Here is a 15,718-nt window from a genome sequence, read left to right as displayed (position 1 = left end):
ACTTGCTATATGAATGATAAAAACGTTTCATACATAAATAGGTAATAAGGAGGGGATATGTTGAAAAGGATACTGTTAGTTTCAACAAGTGCTCATGATATGAATGGACACCCGACTGGTTTGTGGCTTGAAGAGCTCGCAGCTCCTTATCATGTATTAAAAAAGGCTAAGTTTGATGTTGATATTGTGTCAATAAAAGGCGGGAGAGTACCTATAGATAGAGTGTCTATTCCGAATGGTATACCTCGCGAATTCAAGCATGTAGCTTCTTTATTGCAAAATACGAAGCCGATTTCAAATGTTCATTTTTCGGATTATGATGCGGTTTTATTTGGTGGTGGGCACGGGGCGATTGTAGATTTTCCAGGTAATCCATATGTAGCAAATTTGATTGAGAATATGTATAACAATAACCGGATTGTAGCGGCTGTTTGTCACGGAGTAAGCTCTTTAGTCGGTGTGAAAAATAAGGATGGCTCGTTTTTTGTTGCGGGTAAGCGTATAACAGGTTATACAAACGATGAAGAAAGAGCTGTACATTTAGAAAAGCGCGTTCCGTTTTTGCTAGAAAGTAAGTTGAAAGAAGAAGGAGCTTTGTTTTATGTAGCCCCCAATTTTACGCCGCATGTAGTAGTAGATGGTCATTTAATTACAGGACAAAATCCACAGTCTAGCGTGGAAATAGGTAAGGCTATAAAAAGGGCTGTAAATAAATTATAGAAAAAGTACCCGCTACTAACAAAGGTAGTGGGTATTTTTATCCCTCTATTTGCCGGGCAGTAGGACCCCCGATTGGTGAGAGCTAATAATCAGTGGGGATGAACGCCCCCCCCCACTGATTAAAGTTTCACTGTATTCTAAAATTCCCGCCTCGAAATTGGTTTGTAACCGTCCAGTTGGTAATAATTGATTATAGTTTTTTATGTATAGTATATGAAAATGTAATAAACTAAAAAGGCATAGTGAGTATAATAACTTCATTTATAATCATTCGTGAATTTGCTATACTATTTTGTATGGACAAAAGGGGAGGCTCTTTTAAATGAGAAAAGTCGCATGTGCAAATACTTATATTAATAAAATAAAGCCCATTATTAGAAAGACAAGTTTTAGCCAATTGAAAATAGATGAAATTGCGAAATATATGGATATTAGTAAAGCTACTTTATATAAACGTTTTTCTTCGAAAGATGAAATTATTGAGGCGGTAGTAGAGGATTTCATGAACTATCTACTCGAAGGTGATGCGGATAATCAAGATGAAAGTATGTCATTTACAGAACGTTTCCAAAAGACGTTTATCCATTCTTTAAAATGTGTGACATATATTTCGGATGTTTTTTTGCAAGATTTGAAAGAAGCATATCCGCATTTGTCGGATCAATTAGTCGCTGCCCAACAAAATCGTAACCATAATTTGCAAATGTTTTTTGAAGCGGGTATGGAACAAGGTTATTTTAATAAAATGAATGCACAATTATTTATGGTACAAGATGATGTGATGTTAAGACGTATTATAGATCATTCTTTTTGTATTCAGTACGATATTACGTTAAAGAAAGCGATACTTGATTTTTATCAATTAAAGAAGTATCAACTTTTTAAACCAGAGTATATAGAAGCAATTGATGATTCTGAAATTGAAAAAGAAGTTATTGCTATTTTGCAAATGATTTCGTAAAAAAGCAGATCTCCCTTAATAGAGGAGAATCTGCTTTTTTAGTACATATTATTTTTGCAACTGTTTTAATACTAATTCGGCTACTAGACCACCTGAAGCTGGGTTTTGACCAGTGATAACACGATTATCTTCTAGAGCATAAGCTTCCCACGGTTGCGCGGCTTTTTCGTAAAGTCCTCCATTTTTAATGAGTTTATCTTCTGTTAAAAATGGAACGAATTGATCTAATTCAGCTAATTTTTCTTCTTCATTTGAAAAGCCTGTTACCTTCTTACCGCTAATTAAACGATCCCCATTGCTTAATGTAATATGAAATAAACCAGCAGCTCCATGACAAACCGAAGAAACAATTCCGCCGTTTTCATAAATATTGCGGCTAATATTTTGAAGTTCTTTATTTTCTGGGAAGTCCCAAATAACCCCGTGGCCACCTGCGTAATAAATAACAGCGTAGTCTTCTGGATTCACTTCACTTGGTTTCATTGTAGAACCGAGGCGATTCATAAACTCTTTCTTTTGATACCATTCCCAATCGATACTCTCCGCCATTGCTAAACTATGTGGATCAATTGGTGTATAACCGCCTTGTGGACTGACGTAATCAACTTCGTAACCCGCTTCTTCTACTTTTTTTACGAAATGTACAGCTTCACCAAGCCAAAGTCCGGTAGCCCTATTTAAATTTGGGTATTTTTCTACGCTTGTTAATACAACTAACATTTTTCTCTTCATCATAATCCTCCTATAATGTCTCTTTTATATAAAAGTTCTGTATGCGTTTCATTTTATTAAGTTAAAAAATGTAAATTTGAATAATCATGCCAGTCCTCCTTATATCGGCTTCGAAATTAGTGTATAATAACTTTTGAACAAAGTAAACTAAAAAGACTTAATTAGTTTACTTTGTATATTTTTCGTTGACAAACTGTAATGCTGAAACTATGATAGTTCCATGAATATCGAACAACATACGTGTTTCGTTTCGAATTCAATTTATCGCGCGATAAATTAGCACCATTTATACATTTAATGAAGTTGTTTAGTGGTGATACAACATTTAAATAAGTTCATTTTTTTATCTATAGTTTGATAGTTTTAAAATTGCAATCAGGAGAGTGTTACACATGGGGAAAGATATAAGAAACCATTCGAAATGGTTTGTTTTTACATTATGTTTTATTGTTTTGTTAGGACCGATGAACGCTGTGTTATTTAATGTAGCGCTAGAGGATATTGCCAATGATTTATCAATTAGTCAATCGAAAGTAAGCTGGGTTGTAGTAGGGTATTCCTTAGTTGTCGGTATTGGTTCGATAATATATGGAAAGCTGGCTGATCGTTACAGTGTAAAAAGACTATTAATTATTTCTATTATCATATTTGTAGCTGGTTCTATTGTTGGATTTGTGAATCAATCTTATGAAATTATCATTTTCGCAAGGTTAGTGCAGGCGAGCGGCGGAGCAGCGTTTATTGCGCTTAGTATGATTGCGGTGGCGAAATTAGTTGCTCCAGCTAAAAAACCAGGTGCGTTAGCAATGATTAGTTCTTCTATTGCATTAGCGGTTGGTATTGGACCTTTAGTAGGTGGGGCAATTACAAATACGTTAGGGTGGCCGTATTTATTTTTATTTATGGTTATTTCAATGATTGGTATTTTCTTACTCGTAAAATTTATGCCAGAAGAGGCGCGACATACAGATGAAGTGTTTCGCTTTGATTTCATTGGAGCAGTTTTATTATTTGTATTGATTACGACCATTTTATTAGGGGTCAATATTAATAGTTGGCTTTTTGTGTTATCTGTTGTTTTTCTATTTTTATTTAAGGCTCATATGAAGAGAACGGAGTCGCCGTTTATTGATATTGAGTTATTTACAAATAAACCATTACTTCGTTTAATAGCGGTCGGATTTATCATTAATGTGGCGTTATGTGCTAGTTTATTATTATTACCATTACTGTTAGGAAGAGGACATGGATTGTCTCCATTCGTTATTGGAATTGTATTGTTTATTGCATCTCTCTTTGGTATTGTATCTAGTTTTATTACCGGAAAGATTATTCCTTCGTTTGGGAATGTGAAGATGATGTATGTAGCTTCTGTAGTTATGATCATTGGCTTTTTAATTTTAGGGATTATTCCGGACGGGAACTTACTCTTTATTTTATTTGCGGTTATTTTAACATTTATGAGTTATTCGGCAATTCAAGTATCATTAAACACATTTATCCCGAAAACATTAAATCCAGCTAAAGTTGGAGTCGGTCTTGGTTTATATAATTTAATTAACTTTTTCGGTATGGCATTTGGACCAGCTGTAGCGAGCAAAATTATGGAATCTACAAATAGTTATCGATTGAATTTTATTTTGATCGTCATTTTAATTGCTGCTCATTTCTTCTTATTAATGGGAATGTCTTCTTTTCAAAAAAAGATGGAGCAATGAATATGCACTTTATATAGAAGAAACCGACTTTCTTATAGAAGGTCGGTTATTTTTCTATCTTGCAAATTACGAAAAAAAGGAGCAAAATAAAAAAGGTCCTAGTCTATACATGGGAAAATGAAAATTTTCATACAGAAGCATTTGAAGTGAGCGAACTTAAAGTGTGTAAAATATAATGATAAACATAAAAGATGATGAATGAGAAAACGGGTGATGAAGTTGAATAGAGCAATCGGTGTTATCGATTCAGGAGTTGGCGGTTTAACAGTAGCGAAGGAATTAATTCGTCAGTTGCCGAAAGAGCGTATCATATATTTAGGAGATACAGCACGTTGTCCTTATGGTCCACGTTCTCGAGAAGAAGTACGTCAATTTACGTGGGAAATGACAGAGCATTTACTAGACTTAAATATTAAAATGTTAGTTATTGCGTGTAATACAGCAACTGCAGTTGTATTAGAAGAGATGCAAAAACAATTACCAATTCCAGTAGTAGGAGTTATTCACCCAGGATCACGTACAGCTTTAAAAGTGACAAACACGTATCACGTTGGGATTATTGGAACGATTGGAACGGTGAAAAGTGGTGCATACGAAGAGGCGTTAAAGTCTATTAATAACCGTGTTATGGTAGAAAGTTTAGCTTGTCCACCTTTCGTTGAACTTGTAGAGAGTGGGAATTTCGAAAGTGAAATGGCGTATGAAGTTGTAAGAGAAACGTTGCAACCACTGAAAAGTACCGATATTGATACACTTATATTAGGGTGTACACATTATCCGATTTTAGGACCTGTTATTAAAAAAGTAATGGGAGATAAAGTGCAACTAATTAGTTCTGGTGATGAAACAGCACGTGAAGTAAGTACAATCTTATATCATAGTAAAATGTTGAATGAAGGAGAAGAACAAAGCGATCATCTCTTCTTAACAACAGGAAAAATAGGCTTGTTTAAAGAAATTGCATCAAAATGGTTCGGTCAACCGATTGAAAATGTGAAGCATATTCATTTAGAAAAAGAATAATAGTAGAATTTATATAAGTGAGCTCCTGAGAAATCAGGAGTTTTTGTTTTATCTTGCTATTTGCTGGGGAGTAAGACCCCTACTGATTAAAGTTTCAATTTATAAGAGGCGCAGCTTGTTCTAAAACATGAAACAGCTCGTATACATAATAGTACAAACTTAGATTTTAGGGGGGAATGGCATGCCTAAATCCACTTTTAAATGGGTTGTTGGTGCTACTGTGAGCGCTGTTTTACTAACAGGGTGTGGCTTTATAAATCAAGAGAAAGCAACTGAACAAATTGATCCGCCAAAACAAGTTACGTATACAGAGGGTGGGAAGAAAGAAGTAGCTAAAAAAGATAAGCAAGGGCAAATGGTAAACAGAGAACTATACCTTGTTGATAAAAATGGTTATGTTGTACCACAAACGTTAGCTATACCTACTCCGAAAGCAAATGAGACTGTGAAGCAAACGTTAGAATACCTTGTGAAAGATGGACCGGTAACGAATTTATTACCGAATGGGTTTCGTGCAGTCATTCCGGCGAATACAACGATGACTTTAGATTTGAAAAAGGACGGAACGGCAGTTATTGATTTCTCTAAAGAAATGAAAAACTATGCGAAAGAAGAAGAGCGTCAAATCGTTGAATCTATAGCTTGGACGTTGACGCAATTTACAGAGATAAAACAAGTGCAGTTCCAAATAAATGGTGAGAAATTGGCAAAGATGCCGGTTGGTGGTACACCGCTTGGTGAAGGAGTGAGCCGTGCAAATGGTATTAACTTCGATGATGAACAAGTAGCAGATGTAACAAATACAAAACCAGTCACACTGTATTTTATGGCGCAAAATAATAATAAACAGCAATACTACGTACCAGTCACACGCCGCGTTGCGGAAGGTAAAGAAAATGACTATGCAGCAATTATAGATGAACTTGTAAAAGGTCCGATCCATCAATCGCTCCTGAATGATTTTAATCCAGGCGTTAAGCTTATTACGAATCCGAAATTACAAGACGGAAATCTTACATTAAACTTTAATGAAAATATATTTGTAAACCCAGATAAAAATATGATCTCAAATTACGTATTGAAGTCGTTAGTTTTATCTTTAACAGAAAAGAAAGGTGTGAAAAATATTTCTATTGAAGTGAATGGAAAAGCAAATCTTATAGATGAAAAGGGCGGAAAGTTAATAAAACCTGTAGATCGTCCAGAAAACGTGAATACAGGTAGTTTTTAATCTTGAATAATTTGATATACTTAAGTAAGAAAGGAGAATTGCTTTTTGGGTTCTCCTTCTTTTATTGTATACATATCATACATTTAAATTTGGCTATACTAACGAGTAGTAATTAAGAGGAGGTTATTTTTATGCGAGTAGATGGTAGAGAGAAAACAGAATTACGCCATATACATATTCATACGAATTATTTAAAACATCCAGAGGGATCTGTATTAATTGAAGTTGGGGATACAAAGGTGATTTGCTCAGCAACAATTGAAGAGCGTGTACCACCGTTTATGCGTGGAGAAGGAAAAGGATGGGTAACAGCTGAATACGCGATGATTCCGCGTGCAACAGAACAACGTACGATTAGGGAGTCAAGCAAAGGGAAAGTAACAGGGCGTACAATGGAAATCCAGCGCTTAATTGGACGAGCATTACGTGCGGTAGTTGATTTAGAAGCGCTTGGCGAGAGAACAGTTTGGATTGACTGTGATGTCATCCAAGCAGATGGTGGAACGAGAACAGCTTCTATTACAGGTGCATACGTAGCGATGGTATTAGCGTTTGAGAAGTTATTACAAGCAGAAAAAGTATCTAAAATTCCAGTAAAAGATTATTTAGCAGCAACGTCAGTAGGGATTGTTGAAGAGCAAGGTGTTGTTTTAGATTTAAACTATGCAGAAGATTCTAAAGCAGACGTTGATATGAATGTAATTATGACTGGAAAAGGTCAGTTTGTTGAAGTGCAAGGAACTGGAGAAGAAGCGACGTTTAGTAGAGCGCAGTTAAATGAATTACTTGATGCAGCAGAACAAGGCATTTTCCAACTGATTGATATGCAAAAAGAAGCGTTAGGTGACATCGTATCTCATATAGAGTAGAGGTGGAAAGTATGAAACAAGTTGTTGTAGCGACAAAAAATATGGGGAAAGTACGTGAATTTGCTGAGTTATTTGAGCGATTTGATTTAGAAGTGAAATCATTACACGATTTTCCTCATATTGAAGAAGTCGAAGAAACTGGTGAAACATTTGAAGAAAATGCGATCTTAAAAGCGGATAGTTTGAGTAGACAGTTGAATGCAATTGTAATTGCGGATGATTCAGGTCTTATTGTAGATGCGTTAAACGGGAAACCAGGCGTGTATTCAGCTCGTTTTGCTGGAGAGCCAAAAGATGATCAAGCGAATATTGATAAAGTTTTACAAGAATTAAATGAAATACCGTTTGATAAGCGTAAAGCTCGCTTCTACTGTGCATTAGCAGTAGCTTTCCCTGAAGGTGATAAAAAGCCTGTCATTGTAAACGGGACATGTGAAGGATTTATTTTAGAACAACGCCGCGGAGAAAATGGCTTTGGATACGATCCGATCTTTTATGTGGAAGAATACAAAAAAGCAATGGCGGAATTAAGTTCAGATGAAAAAAATGCTATTAGTCACCGCGGACGTGCTCTTCGTAAGCTAGAAGAAAAAATCCCTGAATGGTTTTTAGGAGAATAAGGGAGAGAGATTGATGAAAGCTTTAATCGTAAGCGATAGTCATAGCTCTGTGAAGGAATTACAGCAGTTAAAAGAGAAGTATGAAGGGAAAGTAGATATCATGATTCATTGCGGTGATTCAGAGCTAACGCCTGCTCATGAAGAGCTGCAAGGTTTCCATGTTGTAAAAGGAAATTGTGATTATGCTAACTTTCAAGATGAAATTGTAACTGATGTAGATGGAATTCGCTTCTTAGTTGTACATGGGCATCGACATAATGTAAAAATGACATTACAAACGCTAGCGTACCATGCTGAAGAAGTGGGAGCGCAAGTTGCATGCTTCGGACATTCTCACGTATTAGGTGCGGAATTAATCGAGGGCGTTTTATTTATTAATCCAGGCAGTATTTTATTACCACGTCAGCGTGTAGAAAAGACATTTGCTTTATTAGAAATGGATGAAAATCAAATGGAAGTTCGTTTTGAAACGTTAGACGGACAACTAGTTGAACAGGCAGTTTTTAAAAGAGGATAAGAAAATTTATCCTCTTTTAAAAAAGGTGTTGACTTTATGTGTGGTTATACATATAATAAATATTGTCGATAGGGAAACGGCGCTAACGAAGAAAAGAAAATAACATATGCGGGTGTAGTTTAGTGGTAAAACAAGAGCCTTCCAAGCTCTGGTCGAGAGTTCGATTCTCTTCACCCGCTCCATGTCCCAGTAGCTCAGCCGGATAGAGCATACGCCTTCTAAGCGTACGGTCGGGAGTTCGAATCTCTCCTGGGACGCTAAGAAAACCTTTTGCGGTGACGTCAAAATCCGCAATATATAAGCTCTCTAATTCGTAAGTTGAATCGTACAATGTGCGGTCACTAACGAGTTAGGGGGCTTATTTTTTTATGTCAAAAAGACGTGATTCTTTAATGATTAGCGAAGACTTATCGGATGTTTTTAGCGACAGATTGAAAAGTGATCCACGGAAGAAAGAGACCGCAGAGGGTCGTTATACCTTTAATTTAACAATCGACAAAGCACTCGAAATAGTTGTACGTCAAATGAAGGCGACAGGGTTACGTGAGCGTACGATAAATGACTACTATTTACACGTTAATCACTTTACGAAGATAACAGATACGCAATACTTAGAAGAATTAAACGTTAATCATATTTACGAGTGGTTATCGTCTATGAACGTTAGTAATCAAACGAAATTAACTCGTTTAAAGTGCTTAAAGGCGTTTCTAGGACGTTGCCACGATAACGGGTGGATTGATATTAACTTTTGGCGCAATGTGAAGATAAAAGTGGATACGCCTGTTAAAGAAGGTGCGACAGATCGTGAAATTAATATCTTGTTATCGGTACTTGACTTAACACGATTCTTAGATTTACGAGATGCTACTGCTATCTTACTTATGTATCAAACAGGAATACGTGTCGGCACATTGGCGCAGCTCGAGCATAAACACGTCGATTTAGATACAAAAGTATTAAGTGTTGACGGCGGTATTATTAAGAATCATGAATCAATATATCTACCGTTTGACGACGCTCTTGCACGATTGTTAGACGTTCTTATGAAACAAAATGAAATCATTCGAAGAGAATACAACGTAAAAAATGATTATCTCTTTATTACGAAGAGTGGTGGAAGTGTCTTAACTAGTCCGACGAATAATATCATATCAAAGCGAATGACTAAACACGCTAAAGAATACGGTCTTAAAAATATTAATCCGCATGCTATACGTAGAGGTTTTGCAAAGAATCTCTTAAAGAAAGGTGCAAACGTTGCGTTGATATCTAAAGCGCTAGGGCATAGCGATATATCCGTTACAACACGTTATCTACATTTAGATAAGAACGAAGTAGCGGAAAGTCTAAGGAATTTCTTGTAAATAAAAAAGAGCATCTTGGCGGATGCTCCTCGTAGGGTAGACTGTTGGCGCAGTCCGTGACCCAAAAAATTCAAAATTAAAATCAAAAACTAAATAACGGACAATCTTGTCATTCAGTACCTTCATTTTATCGAAAAAATTCGAGTAATGCAAGGCTTCTTAAGTGCTGCCATTTTTAGGTGATGAGTTACAGGATTTCCGAACGTGGAACTGCCTGTAAACCACGTAAAAAACTGATTACCGTAATTATGGACATGTATAACGCAAGGATAATTACGGCTTGGCTTGCTATCGGTCGTGCGGAAAGTACTTAGTATACTTTTACAAGGATAGCGCCCCGTAGTGTATTCCTATTCGTATGCTGCGGGAAGGTGAGAACTTACCTAGATGTTTAGTCTAAAAGGTTCGGGAGGTTATCGTTAGCGTTACGGCGCTAGGGAATGCATTCAGTTTGTCGCATAGGGACGATATTATGCGGACAAGCCTACGTAAAAGGATGCATATGGCGAAAGTCATTAAGTGAATGGGGTCTAATACATACGGAACACTGACGAAGCAAGGCATGGCATTAACCGAAGACACTTATCTCTCTAGCTTTCTTAGTTACTTTTTAACTTCGAAATCTAGGGGATAAATCTGCCAGCCAGCCGTTTTCCTAACTTCGCTGCGGCATGATAAAAACCGAAAAACATAAGGTCAAGAGATTTAAAAGAAATTACTACCACTAACCACGGCTAGAGGAAAATATAGATAATTACCACTAACAAGGGGACGAGGAAAGAATGATAAATGAAGAACTAAATGCACTAGCAAACGCAGCCAAGGCGGATAATGCGAAGATGTGGGAAGTTAAGGTGTACTATATGGGATATATAGAGAGGTTAACGCAGGATAATTGGTACAAGATGAATAACGAAGCGGATTTTATTGAAGATTGCTATAGACGAATTGAATACGCAGTAAGGTCGTTTAATGAAGAGCGGGGGGATTTTAGCGGTAGGGTATATGCGCTATTACAGCAAGGATTACGTCATTATTGCGGAAATAGGGGAGAAAAGCGCAAGGCATTGCAGCTAGTAGGCAAAGAAGTGAACGCAATAGATAGAATAGATACAGCTATAGATGTGGAAGGGGAAGCGCTAGACGCAGTAGTAAGAGGAGAATTTTACGAGAAGCATTGCGATAGAGAGGTAGATAAGCTAATAGTAGATATCGTTTTTGATACGGATCACATAGAAAGTACATGTGATATTGCTAGAAGATTGGCGAAGAAAACAGGTCGCTCTTTTGGTAGTGCTAGAGGGGCGGTACGCTCGTTTATAAAACGAAAGAGGGTTGTGTCTCAGTGAATTATTAATTACATAAATTTACTGTGTGCGGTAAAATAAAGAGTAGAATGTATCGGGATAATACATAAAGGGTAATATCGAAATGCGTTACGTATGGGAAGTTGAGTGCCCTTTATGAAATCTACTATTAATATATCGTGAATTAACATAGGTTGATTAATATGCATTAAACAACACTGGGGGAATTACTATGAAGTCATTGAAGAAAGTAGTTTTATTAGGTGTGGCGACAACGTCAATCTTTAGTGCCTGCTCTACGAAAGAAAAAGCGGACTATGAGCCGTATAAGAAACACGAATCTGTTGAAACTGCGCAAGGAGAAGAGGAAACGTCCAATCCGACTAAAGTCGAGAAGGTTGACGAAGAACCTGCGAAGGACGAGAAGTTACAACAAGTGGAGGGAACAACGAAAGAAGATAAGGAGATTAACGACAGACGTCCATATTATAAAGATGCGAATAATGATGCACCAACCGTATCGTTAGAACAGTATGAAGGAATTAATGTTGGAATGTCTGCGAATAAAGTTAAAGAAATAGCGGGTGCGCCTAGATTTATCGAAAAATATAAGTCTTTCTCTATCTACGGATATTTAGGTCAGGGTGGAGAAGGTACGATGACTATAACGTTTAATCCTGATGGAAGTGTAACGAAGAAAGAACAAGACGGTCTTAGAAATGCTGCGGTTAAAGATGCGAAAGCTAACGAAGAACGTACAACAGGTAATTCTAAACCTGCTACGAAATCTAGTACTAAAATTCCGAACGATTATTGCGGACACGGACACGATGAAACGAAGGAACCAGAGCATGACTGCGATAAGATTATTGATGAAGAGGCACACCGAAGACATCTAGAGCAACAGGAAAGAGATTATGAAGAACAGCAACGTAAGGAAGCGAAAAAATACCAAGATGAAATGACCGAGGAAGATAAGGCGAGAATCCTCCGTCAAGAAAAACGTTGGAATACGCCTAGCGGTGGTATCGGCGATAAGTGGCAGGACGAATTAAAAGAAATGGAAGAGAAGGAAGCGCAGGAGAACGCAGAACAATAGCATGAGCTAAGATTATCAAGAAAGATCATACGCACGCATTTGATTAGAACGTGTATTCGTGTTGTGTGGAAAATTATAGACTTATATAATATTAATTGTAGAACAATCGGCGGTATTGTGTCGTAGCTATTGTACATTTAATATAACTGATTTATATTATATTTTTCGGCTCACCACTGGCGCAGGACATGCGCAGTCATGCTGATAATACATATCACCACAGGACGGCATTAGCCGTTATACAAGAAGGCGCTGAGGATTAATCACTCTAGCGCTTTTCTCTTTATTAAGGAGGGCTTACGGTGTTTCGAATTAAGATTAAGAAGGGGCGGAAACCGTCTATTATATTGCTTACGCTAGCTTTATTCGCATTGTGGCTACTGAATGTATCGGATAGCTTTTACGTACAATTATTTTCGGCACTATTCGCTTTATCTGTCATAGCCGCACAGCTTACGGAAACGGCGTTGCGCTGTAGAGATAAGGTAAGAGAGTATAACGATAATAATAGGTGATATCTACTGCGATAGGTGCAGCGATTCTAACAGAACGTAGGCGACGCAAGAAGAATGAACGATAAGTGAGACAAAGAAATACGTTTATTGGAGATTTTTTGCGGAAAAGGAAAGGAGTAAAGCAGACGTTAAGTTTAAGCTGAAATAACGAGACAATACACTGATAGATCGGAGGAGGAGTTATGATTGGGAGATAGGGAAAGTGGAATTAATAATTTAGACGAAAAAACACCCGATTTGGGTGCTTTAACAAAATAGACTTATTTACTACTTCCGATTATATTAGACAGTTTGCTTACTCTTTTCCAAAGTTACTAATCTTAGAAACTTCAAGCCAACCTTGCTAGTTTGAATCCGCTGGTATTCAACTCCTGCTAACTTTATTTTTTCTACTAGACTAAACTGCATAAGTATAGGGGCAACTCTGTGATATAGAAATATTTCAACTTCATCATTTCCAGCTTTATTGGTTATGCCTGATGCAAAGAAATTACTTGTTAGTGTAAATAATTCATAAACGCTAAATTTTTTACCCTGCATATTTTCAGCAGTTACCCCATGTTTATCAGGACGAAGTATCTTCTGTTCCAAGCAAGACTTAACTTCCTCAAATGACATACCGTCTATCTCATTTTTTTTATCTAGCTTAATTTGCAACTGTTGCACCTGTTTTTGTAACTTTGTATTTTCTTTAATTAAATTATAATTGTCTTTCATAAGACTACTAGCATCTTTAATTTCTAATCCAGAAACCCATCCAGTTAGTTTTTTATCTTTTTCGTACTCTTTTAGAGACTCTAATACAGCGATTTTAATATCTCTGACGTCTGAATAAAATTTTGAAATTTTGCTAAGTACTTCTTTTTTAAATTCTACATAATTTGGGTAGTTTTCTCTTTCTAAAACATTTGCACCGTATTTACTTACTTTTTCATTTAACGCATCATCATTTATTACAATTGCAAATCGAGGTTTTTTCAGTTTTCCAGCATATTCATATTCCCAATGTGTGTAGCTTAAGCCTGTTTCATGATCGATTGACCCGTATCTCCCACCCAAAACAAGCATATAAACATCAGATTCTTCTATCCATTTTTTAATGGTTTCTTTTTGGGAGGTATCTGCTGCTTTGAAAAGCTCCATCCCTGCTGGAATATGCCCCGCATTTAATACCGCTTGTACTGCTGCTTGTCTTTCTTCCTGTAAGTCAGTAAACGTTGATGAAATAAAAACCTGTAACTTTTTCTGCATTGACCTCGATCTCCCTTTTAAATTATTCTATTTGCCTATTTCCAATTTTACCATTTTTAAAGGGAACAAAAAAGAAAACCACCTGCCGTATTATAAAAGGATACATCGTATTAAATGGCGCTAGGACTAACCATCTTAGCGTCTTTTTATGACTGCGCATATGTAGCAAGTACAGAATGAATTGTCAGTGTTAACGTTAAGTTTATGTTAAGTATTGAAATGTGCGCTAGCACAGCGTTATAATAGTGATAGAAGTTGTGTAAATGTGTAAATGTGTAAATGTGTAAATGTGTAATAATTTTAGTTTTGCGTGGAATACTATATAAAGAAAAAGTCTCTCGAGTGCTACCAACACTGAAAGACTTTCGATAAAATATTACTTCTTTCCTTTGCTCATGTTAATCATTCCCATAACGACCATGAGTAAAGAGCAAACCGCAGTAACGGTGAGTGCATCCATATGTATTCACCACCTTGCGAAGCCTTTCGTACTACCAATACGACGGGCTTTTTTCGTATATTCGTATTATAACCTATCTTGGTTATAGATTCCAAAAGTTATTTTTTAGACAAAAAACCTATCTTTATTTTGAAACTATTAAAAATGAATCTCAAGTAATCATGACTTACTATGCTTCATAGTGTACGAAATTATATAATAGTCTTCTAGCACTTCTAATAGCGTTTGTACGTCTAGTAGAAGCAGTCTATGTAGTTGTGTTCCAGCGCTCTCTCACGTTGGATATATCGCAGCTTCTTTTTATTTATACGTTACATTTTAAAAATGCAATATGAATATTAATGTAGGCTTGGGAGCATTGCCACATACCTATTAAGCTCAGATTTTAAGGTGCCTCCTAAATGGGGATTTTGTGTTTCTTAACTTAATAGCGATGGCGTACTGCCACTTATTGGGGTTATCATAGAGATAAATCTTAATTTTAGCAAGGAGGGTTTACTATGGAATATCAACTATGGCTTAAAGAAAACTTGAAAAATATAGCGGAAACAAGAAGTTTTTCCCTGATTAATGGAAGAACTCATATAAATTCAGAAAAAGGCACTCAAATAGAGATACCTAATCTGGAGGAGTTCCTAGATTTTCATGTACATGTAGAAAATAAATTACTATTTTACTCTTATTTCCATGATTCTAAGGAGAGCTATATAATTCCTGATGAGTACCACCAAAAGTATGAAAATGAAATCCAAGAACAAGTAAGTAGAAAAATCAATGAATATAATAGAATGATAGATGAAATTAATTTTGATAAGCCTTCAGCTGTGTTCATGTATTATATAAAGGAAGGGTTTTTATTTTTCAACGTTACAGAAAGAGAAGAAATTGCCGACCTTTATGAATATGAAGATATGGTGAATATAATTGTTGAAGAAGTAGTGCAAGAGACCCCAGAAGAAAAGTTAGAAGAGATTAAGACTCAACGTAAGAATAAAATTGATAAAGAAGTAAACGAATTAAAAGAACGTATCTTTGCAGATCCGAAATTTAAGGATGCTACGAATGATTCACGTAGAAGAGTCTATTCATCTCAATTTTTCGAAGATAATCCGAGTTATAGAGAATTATTACGTCATGCTGGTTATTTTCATCCGAAAATTTTTATAGATGACATATGGAGAGAGTTTAGGAAAAAGGGATTACATAAATAATGGAATAACACCACATATGGGCGGCTTATTGGATTATTGCTTAGCGTGAGTTTTTTTCAAAATGCTGGTGGCACTCTTATTGTGGGAATATACACTACATGCGCCCTCTTTCCGATA

At 36.3% G+C, this 15,718-nt stretch carries 15 protein-coding genes and 2 tRNA genes; 15 read left to right on the top strand and 2 right to left on the bottom strand.

The window, feature by feature from the left end; all coding sequences use genetic code 11:
• Window positions 1-57: 57 nt before the first annotated feature.
• Both C3Y97_RS22745 and C3Y97_RS22740 read left to right on the top strand, forming a co-directional pair.
• The gene (locus C3Y97_RS22745; protein WP_000919607.1) at window positions 58-720 is read left to right on the top strand and encodes a type 1 glutamine amidotransferase domain-containing protein; all 663 of its coding nucleotides are present in this window, start codon (window positions 58-60) and stop codon (window positions 718-720) included.
• 322 nt (window positions 721-1,042) lie between these two features.
• Window positions 1,043-1,681 (top strand): TetR/AcrR family transcriptional regulator, encoded by a 639-nt coding sequence (locus C3Y97_RS22740; RefSeq protein WP_001233006.1) that lies wholly within the window; start codon window positions 1,043-1,045, stop codon window positions 1,679-1,681.
• A gap of 48 nt (window positions 1,682-1,729) precedes the next feature.
• Here the strand turns inward: C3Y97_RS22740 and C3Y97_RS22735 are convergent, their stop codons facing one another.
• Entirely contained in the window at window positions 1,730-2,413 is a 684-nt protein-coding gene (locus C3Y97_RS22735) for a type 1 glutamine amidotransferase domain-containing protein (RefSeq protein WP_000823849.1), read from the bottom strand.
• Between the two features lie 392 nt (window positions 2,414-2,805).
• On the opposite strand from C3Y97_RS22735, the gene C3Y97_RS22730 reads away from it, so the two are divergent.
• From C3Y97_RS22730 to C3Y97_RS22675, 12 genes are all read left to right on the top strand, one after another.
• On the top strand, window positions 2,806-4,131 hold the full coding sequence (locus C3Y97_RS22730) for an MFS transporter (RefSeq protein WP_000513857.1): 1,326 nt from the start codon (window positions 2,806-2,808) through the stop codon (window positions 4,129-4,131).
• A gap of 213 nt (window positions 4,132-4,344) precedes the next feature.
• Window positions 4,345-5,154 carry a glutamate racemase gene (racE, locus tag C3Y97_RS22725; protein ID WP_000774005.1) on the top strand — a complete coding sequence of 270 codons (810 nt, stop codon included), beginning with the start codon at window positions 4,345-4,347 and terminating at the stop codon, window positions 5,152-5,154.
• Window positions 5,155-5,335: 181 nt separating this feature from the next.
• On the top strand, window positions 5,336-6,385 hold the full coding sequence (gene gerM / locus C3Y97_RS22720) for a spore germination protein GerM (RefSeq protein ID WP_001126746.1): 1,050 nt from the start codon (window positions 5,336-5,338) through the stop codon (window positions 6,383-6,385).
• A gap of 131 nt (window positions 6,386-6,516) precedes the next feature.
• Window positions 6,517-7,254, top strand: a complete 738-nt coding sequence (rph, locus tag C3Y97_RS22715; protein WP_001261765.1) for a ribonuclease PH — start codon at window positions 6,517-6,519, stop codon at window positions 7,252-7,254.
• A gap of 11 nt (window positions 7,255-7,265) precedes the next feature.
• Window positions 7,266-7,874 (top strand): XTP/dITP diphosphatase, encoded by a 609-nt coding sequence (locus tag C3Y97_RS22710; protein WP_000815939.1) that lies wholly within the window; start codon window positions 7,266-7,268, stop codon window positions 7,872-7,874.
• A gap of 13 nt (window positions 7,875-7,887) precedes the next feature.
• Window positions 7,888-8,391 carry a metallophosphoesterase gene (locus tag C3Y97_RS22705; RefSeq protein WP_000645488.1) on the top strand — a complete coding sequence of 168 codons (504 nt, stop codon included), beginning with the start codon at window positions 7,888-7,890 and terminating at the stop codon, window positions 8,389-8,391.
• A gap of 108 nt (window positions 8,392-8,499) precedes the next feature.
• Window positions 8,500-8,573, top strand: a tRNA-Gly gene (locus C3Y97_RS22700).
• A gap of 1 nt (window position 8,574) precedes the next feature.
• Window positions 8,575-8,648, top strand: a tRNA-Arg gene (locus tag C3Y97_RS22695).
• Window positions 8,649-8,759: 111 nt separating this feature from the next.
• On the top strand, window positions 8,760-9,758 hold the full coding sequence (locus C3Y97_RS22690; protein WP_136363664.1) for a tyrosine-type recombinase/integrase: 999 nt from the start codon (window positions 8,760-8,762) through the stop codon (window positions 9,756-9,758).
• Between the two features lie 782 nt (window positions 9,759-10,540).
• Window positions 10,541-11,107, top strand: coding sequence for a hypothetical protein (locus C3Y97_RS22685; protein ID WP_136363663.1), 567 nt, complete (start codon window positions 10,541-10,543; stop codon window positions 11,105-11,107).
• A gap of 190 nt (window positions 11,108-11,297) precedes the next feature.
• The gene (locus C3Y97_RS22680; RefSeq protein ID WP_098770539.1) at window positions 11,298-12,164 is read left to right on the top strand and encodes a hypothetical protein; all 867 of its coding nucleotides are present in this window, start codon (window positions 11,298-11,300) and stop codon (window positions 12,162-12,164) included.
• A gap of 302 nt (window positions 12,165-12,466) precedes the next feature.
• Complete coding sequence (locus C3Y97_RS22675) at window positions 12,467-12,679, top strand: hypothetical protein (protein ID WP_136363662.1); 213 nt, start codon at window positions 12,467-12,469, stop codon at window positions 12,677-12,679.
• A 282-nt stretch (window positions 12,680-12,961) separates the two neighbouring features.
• Here C3Y97_RS22675 and C3Y97_RS22670 read toward each other — a convergent pair whose 3' ends face one another.
• The gene (locus tag C3Y97_RS22670) at window positions 12,962-13,930 is read right to left on the bottom strand and encodes a DUF4062 domain-containing protein (protein WP_136363661.1); all 969 of its coding nucleotides are present in this window, start codon (window positions 13,928-13,930) and stop codon (window positions 12,962-12,964) included.
• A gap of 960 nt (window positions 13,931-14,890) precedes the next feature.
• Here C3Y97_RS22670 and C3Y97_RS22665 point away from each other — a divergent pair.
• Window positions 14,891-15,601 (top strand): hypothetical protein, encoded by a 711-nt coding sequence (locus C3Y97_RS22665; protein ID WP_136363660.1) that lies wholly within the window; start codon window positions 14,891-14,893, stop codon window positions 15,599-15,601.
• The last annotated feature ends 117 nt before the right edge of the window (window positions 15,602-15,718 follow it).

The organism is Bacillus sp. DU-106 (assembly GCF_004799705.1).
Taxonomy (GTDB): domain Bacteria; phylum Bacillota; class Bacilli; order Bacillales; family Bacillaceae_G; genus Bacillus_A; species Bacillus_A cereus.
Note: the sequence above shows the minus strand (reverse complement) of the source record. Positions and strands in the feature narration are given on the sequence as shown.

What these genes read in the sequence shown, in the direction of transcription:
- C3Y97_RS22745 (WP_000919607.1), top strand. Translation starts at nt 58, where the DNA reads ATGTTGAAAAGGATACTGTTAGTTTCAACAAGTGCTCATGATATGAAT.
- C3Y97_RS22710 (WP_000815939.1), top strand. Translation starts at nt 7,266, where the DNA reads ATGAAACAAGTTGTTGTAGCGACAAAAAATATGGGGAAAGTACGTGAA.
- C3Y97_RS22705 (WP_000645488.1), top strand. Translation starts at nt 7,888, where the DNA reads ATGAAAGCTTTAATCGTAAGCGATAGTCATAGCTCTGTGAAGGAATTA.
- rph (WP_001261765.1), top strand. Translation starts at nt 6,517, where the DNA reads ATGCGAGTAGATGGTAGAGAGAAAACAGAATTACGCCATATACATATT.
- C3Y97_RS22680 (WP_098770539.1), top strand. Translation starts at nt 11,298, where the DNA reads ATGAAGTCATTGAAGAAAGTAGTTTTATTAGGTGTGGCGACAACGTCA.
- C3Y97_RS22690 (WP_136363664.1), top strand. Translation starts at nt 8,760, where the DNA reads ATGTCAAAAAGACGTGATTCTTTAATGATTAGCGAAGACTTATCGGAT.
- racE (WP_000774005.1), top strand. Translation starts at nt 4,345, where the DNA reads ATGAAGTTGAATAGAGCAATCGGTGTTATCGATTCAGGAGTTGGCGGT.
- C3Y97_RS22735 (WP_000823849.1), bottom strand. Translation starts at nt 2,413, where the DNA reads ATGAAGAGAAAAATGTTAGTTGTATTAACAAGCGTAGAAAAATACCCA.
- C3Y97_RS22740 (WP_001233006.1), top strand. Translation starts at nt 1,043, where the DNA reads ATGAGAAAAGTCGCATGTGCAAATACTTATATTAATAAAATAAAGCCC.
- C3Y97_RS22685 (WP_136363663.1), top strand. Translation starts at nt 10,541, where the DNA reads ATGATAAATGAAGAACTAAATGCACTAGCAAACGCAGCCAAGGCGGAT.
- C3Y97_RS22730 (WP_000513857.1), top strand. Translation starts at nt 2,806, where the DNA reads ATGGGGAAAGATATAAGAAACCATTCGAAATGGTTTGTTTTTACATTA.
- C3Y97_RS22665 (WP_136363660.1), top strand. Translation starts at nt 14,891, where the DNA reads ATGGAATATCAACTATGGCTTAAAGAAAACTTGAAAAATATAGCGGAA.
- C3Y97_RS22670 (WP_136363661.1), bottom strand. Translation starts at nt 13,930, where the DNA reads ATGCAGAAAAAGTTACAGGTTTTTATTTCATCAACGTTTACTGACTTA.
- gerM (WP_001126746.1), top strand. Translation starts at nt 5,336, where the DNA reads ATGCCTAAATCCACTTTTAAATGGGTTGTTGGTGCTACTGTGAGCGCT.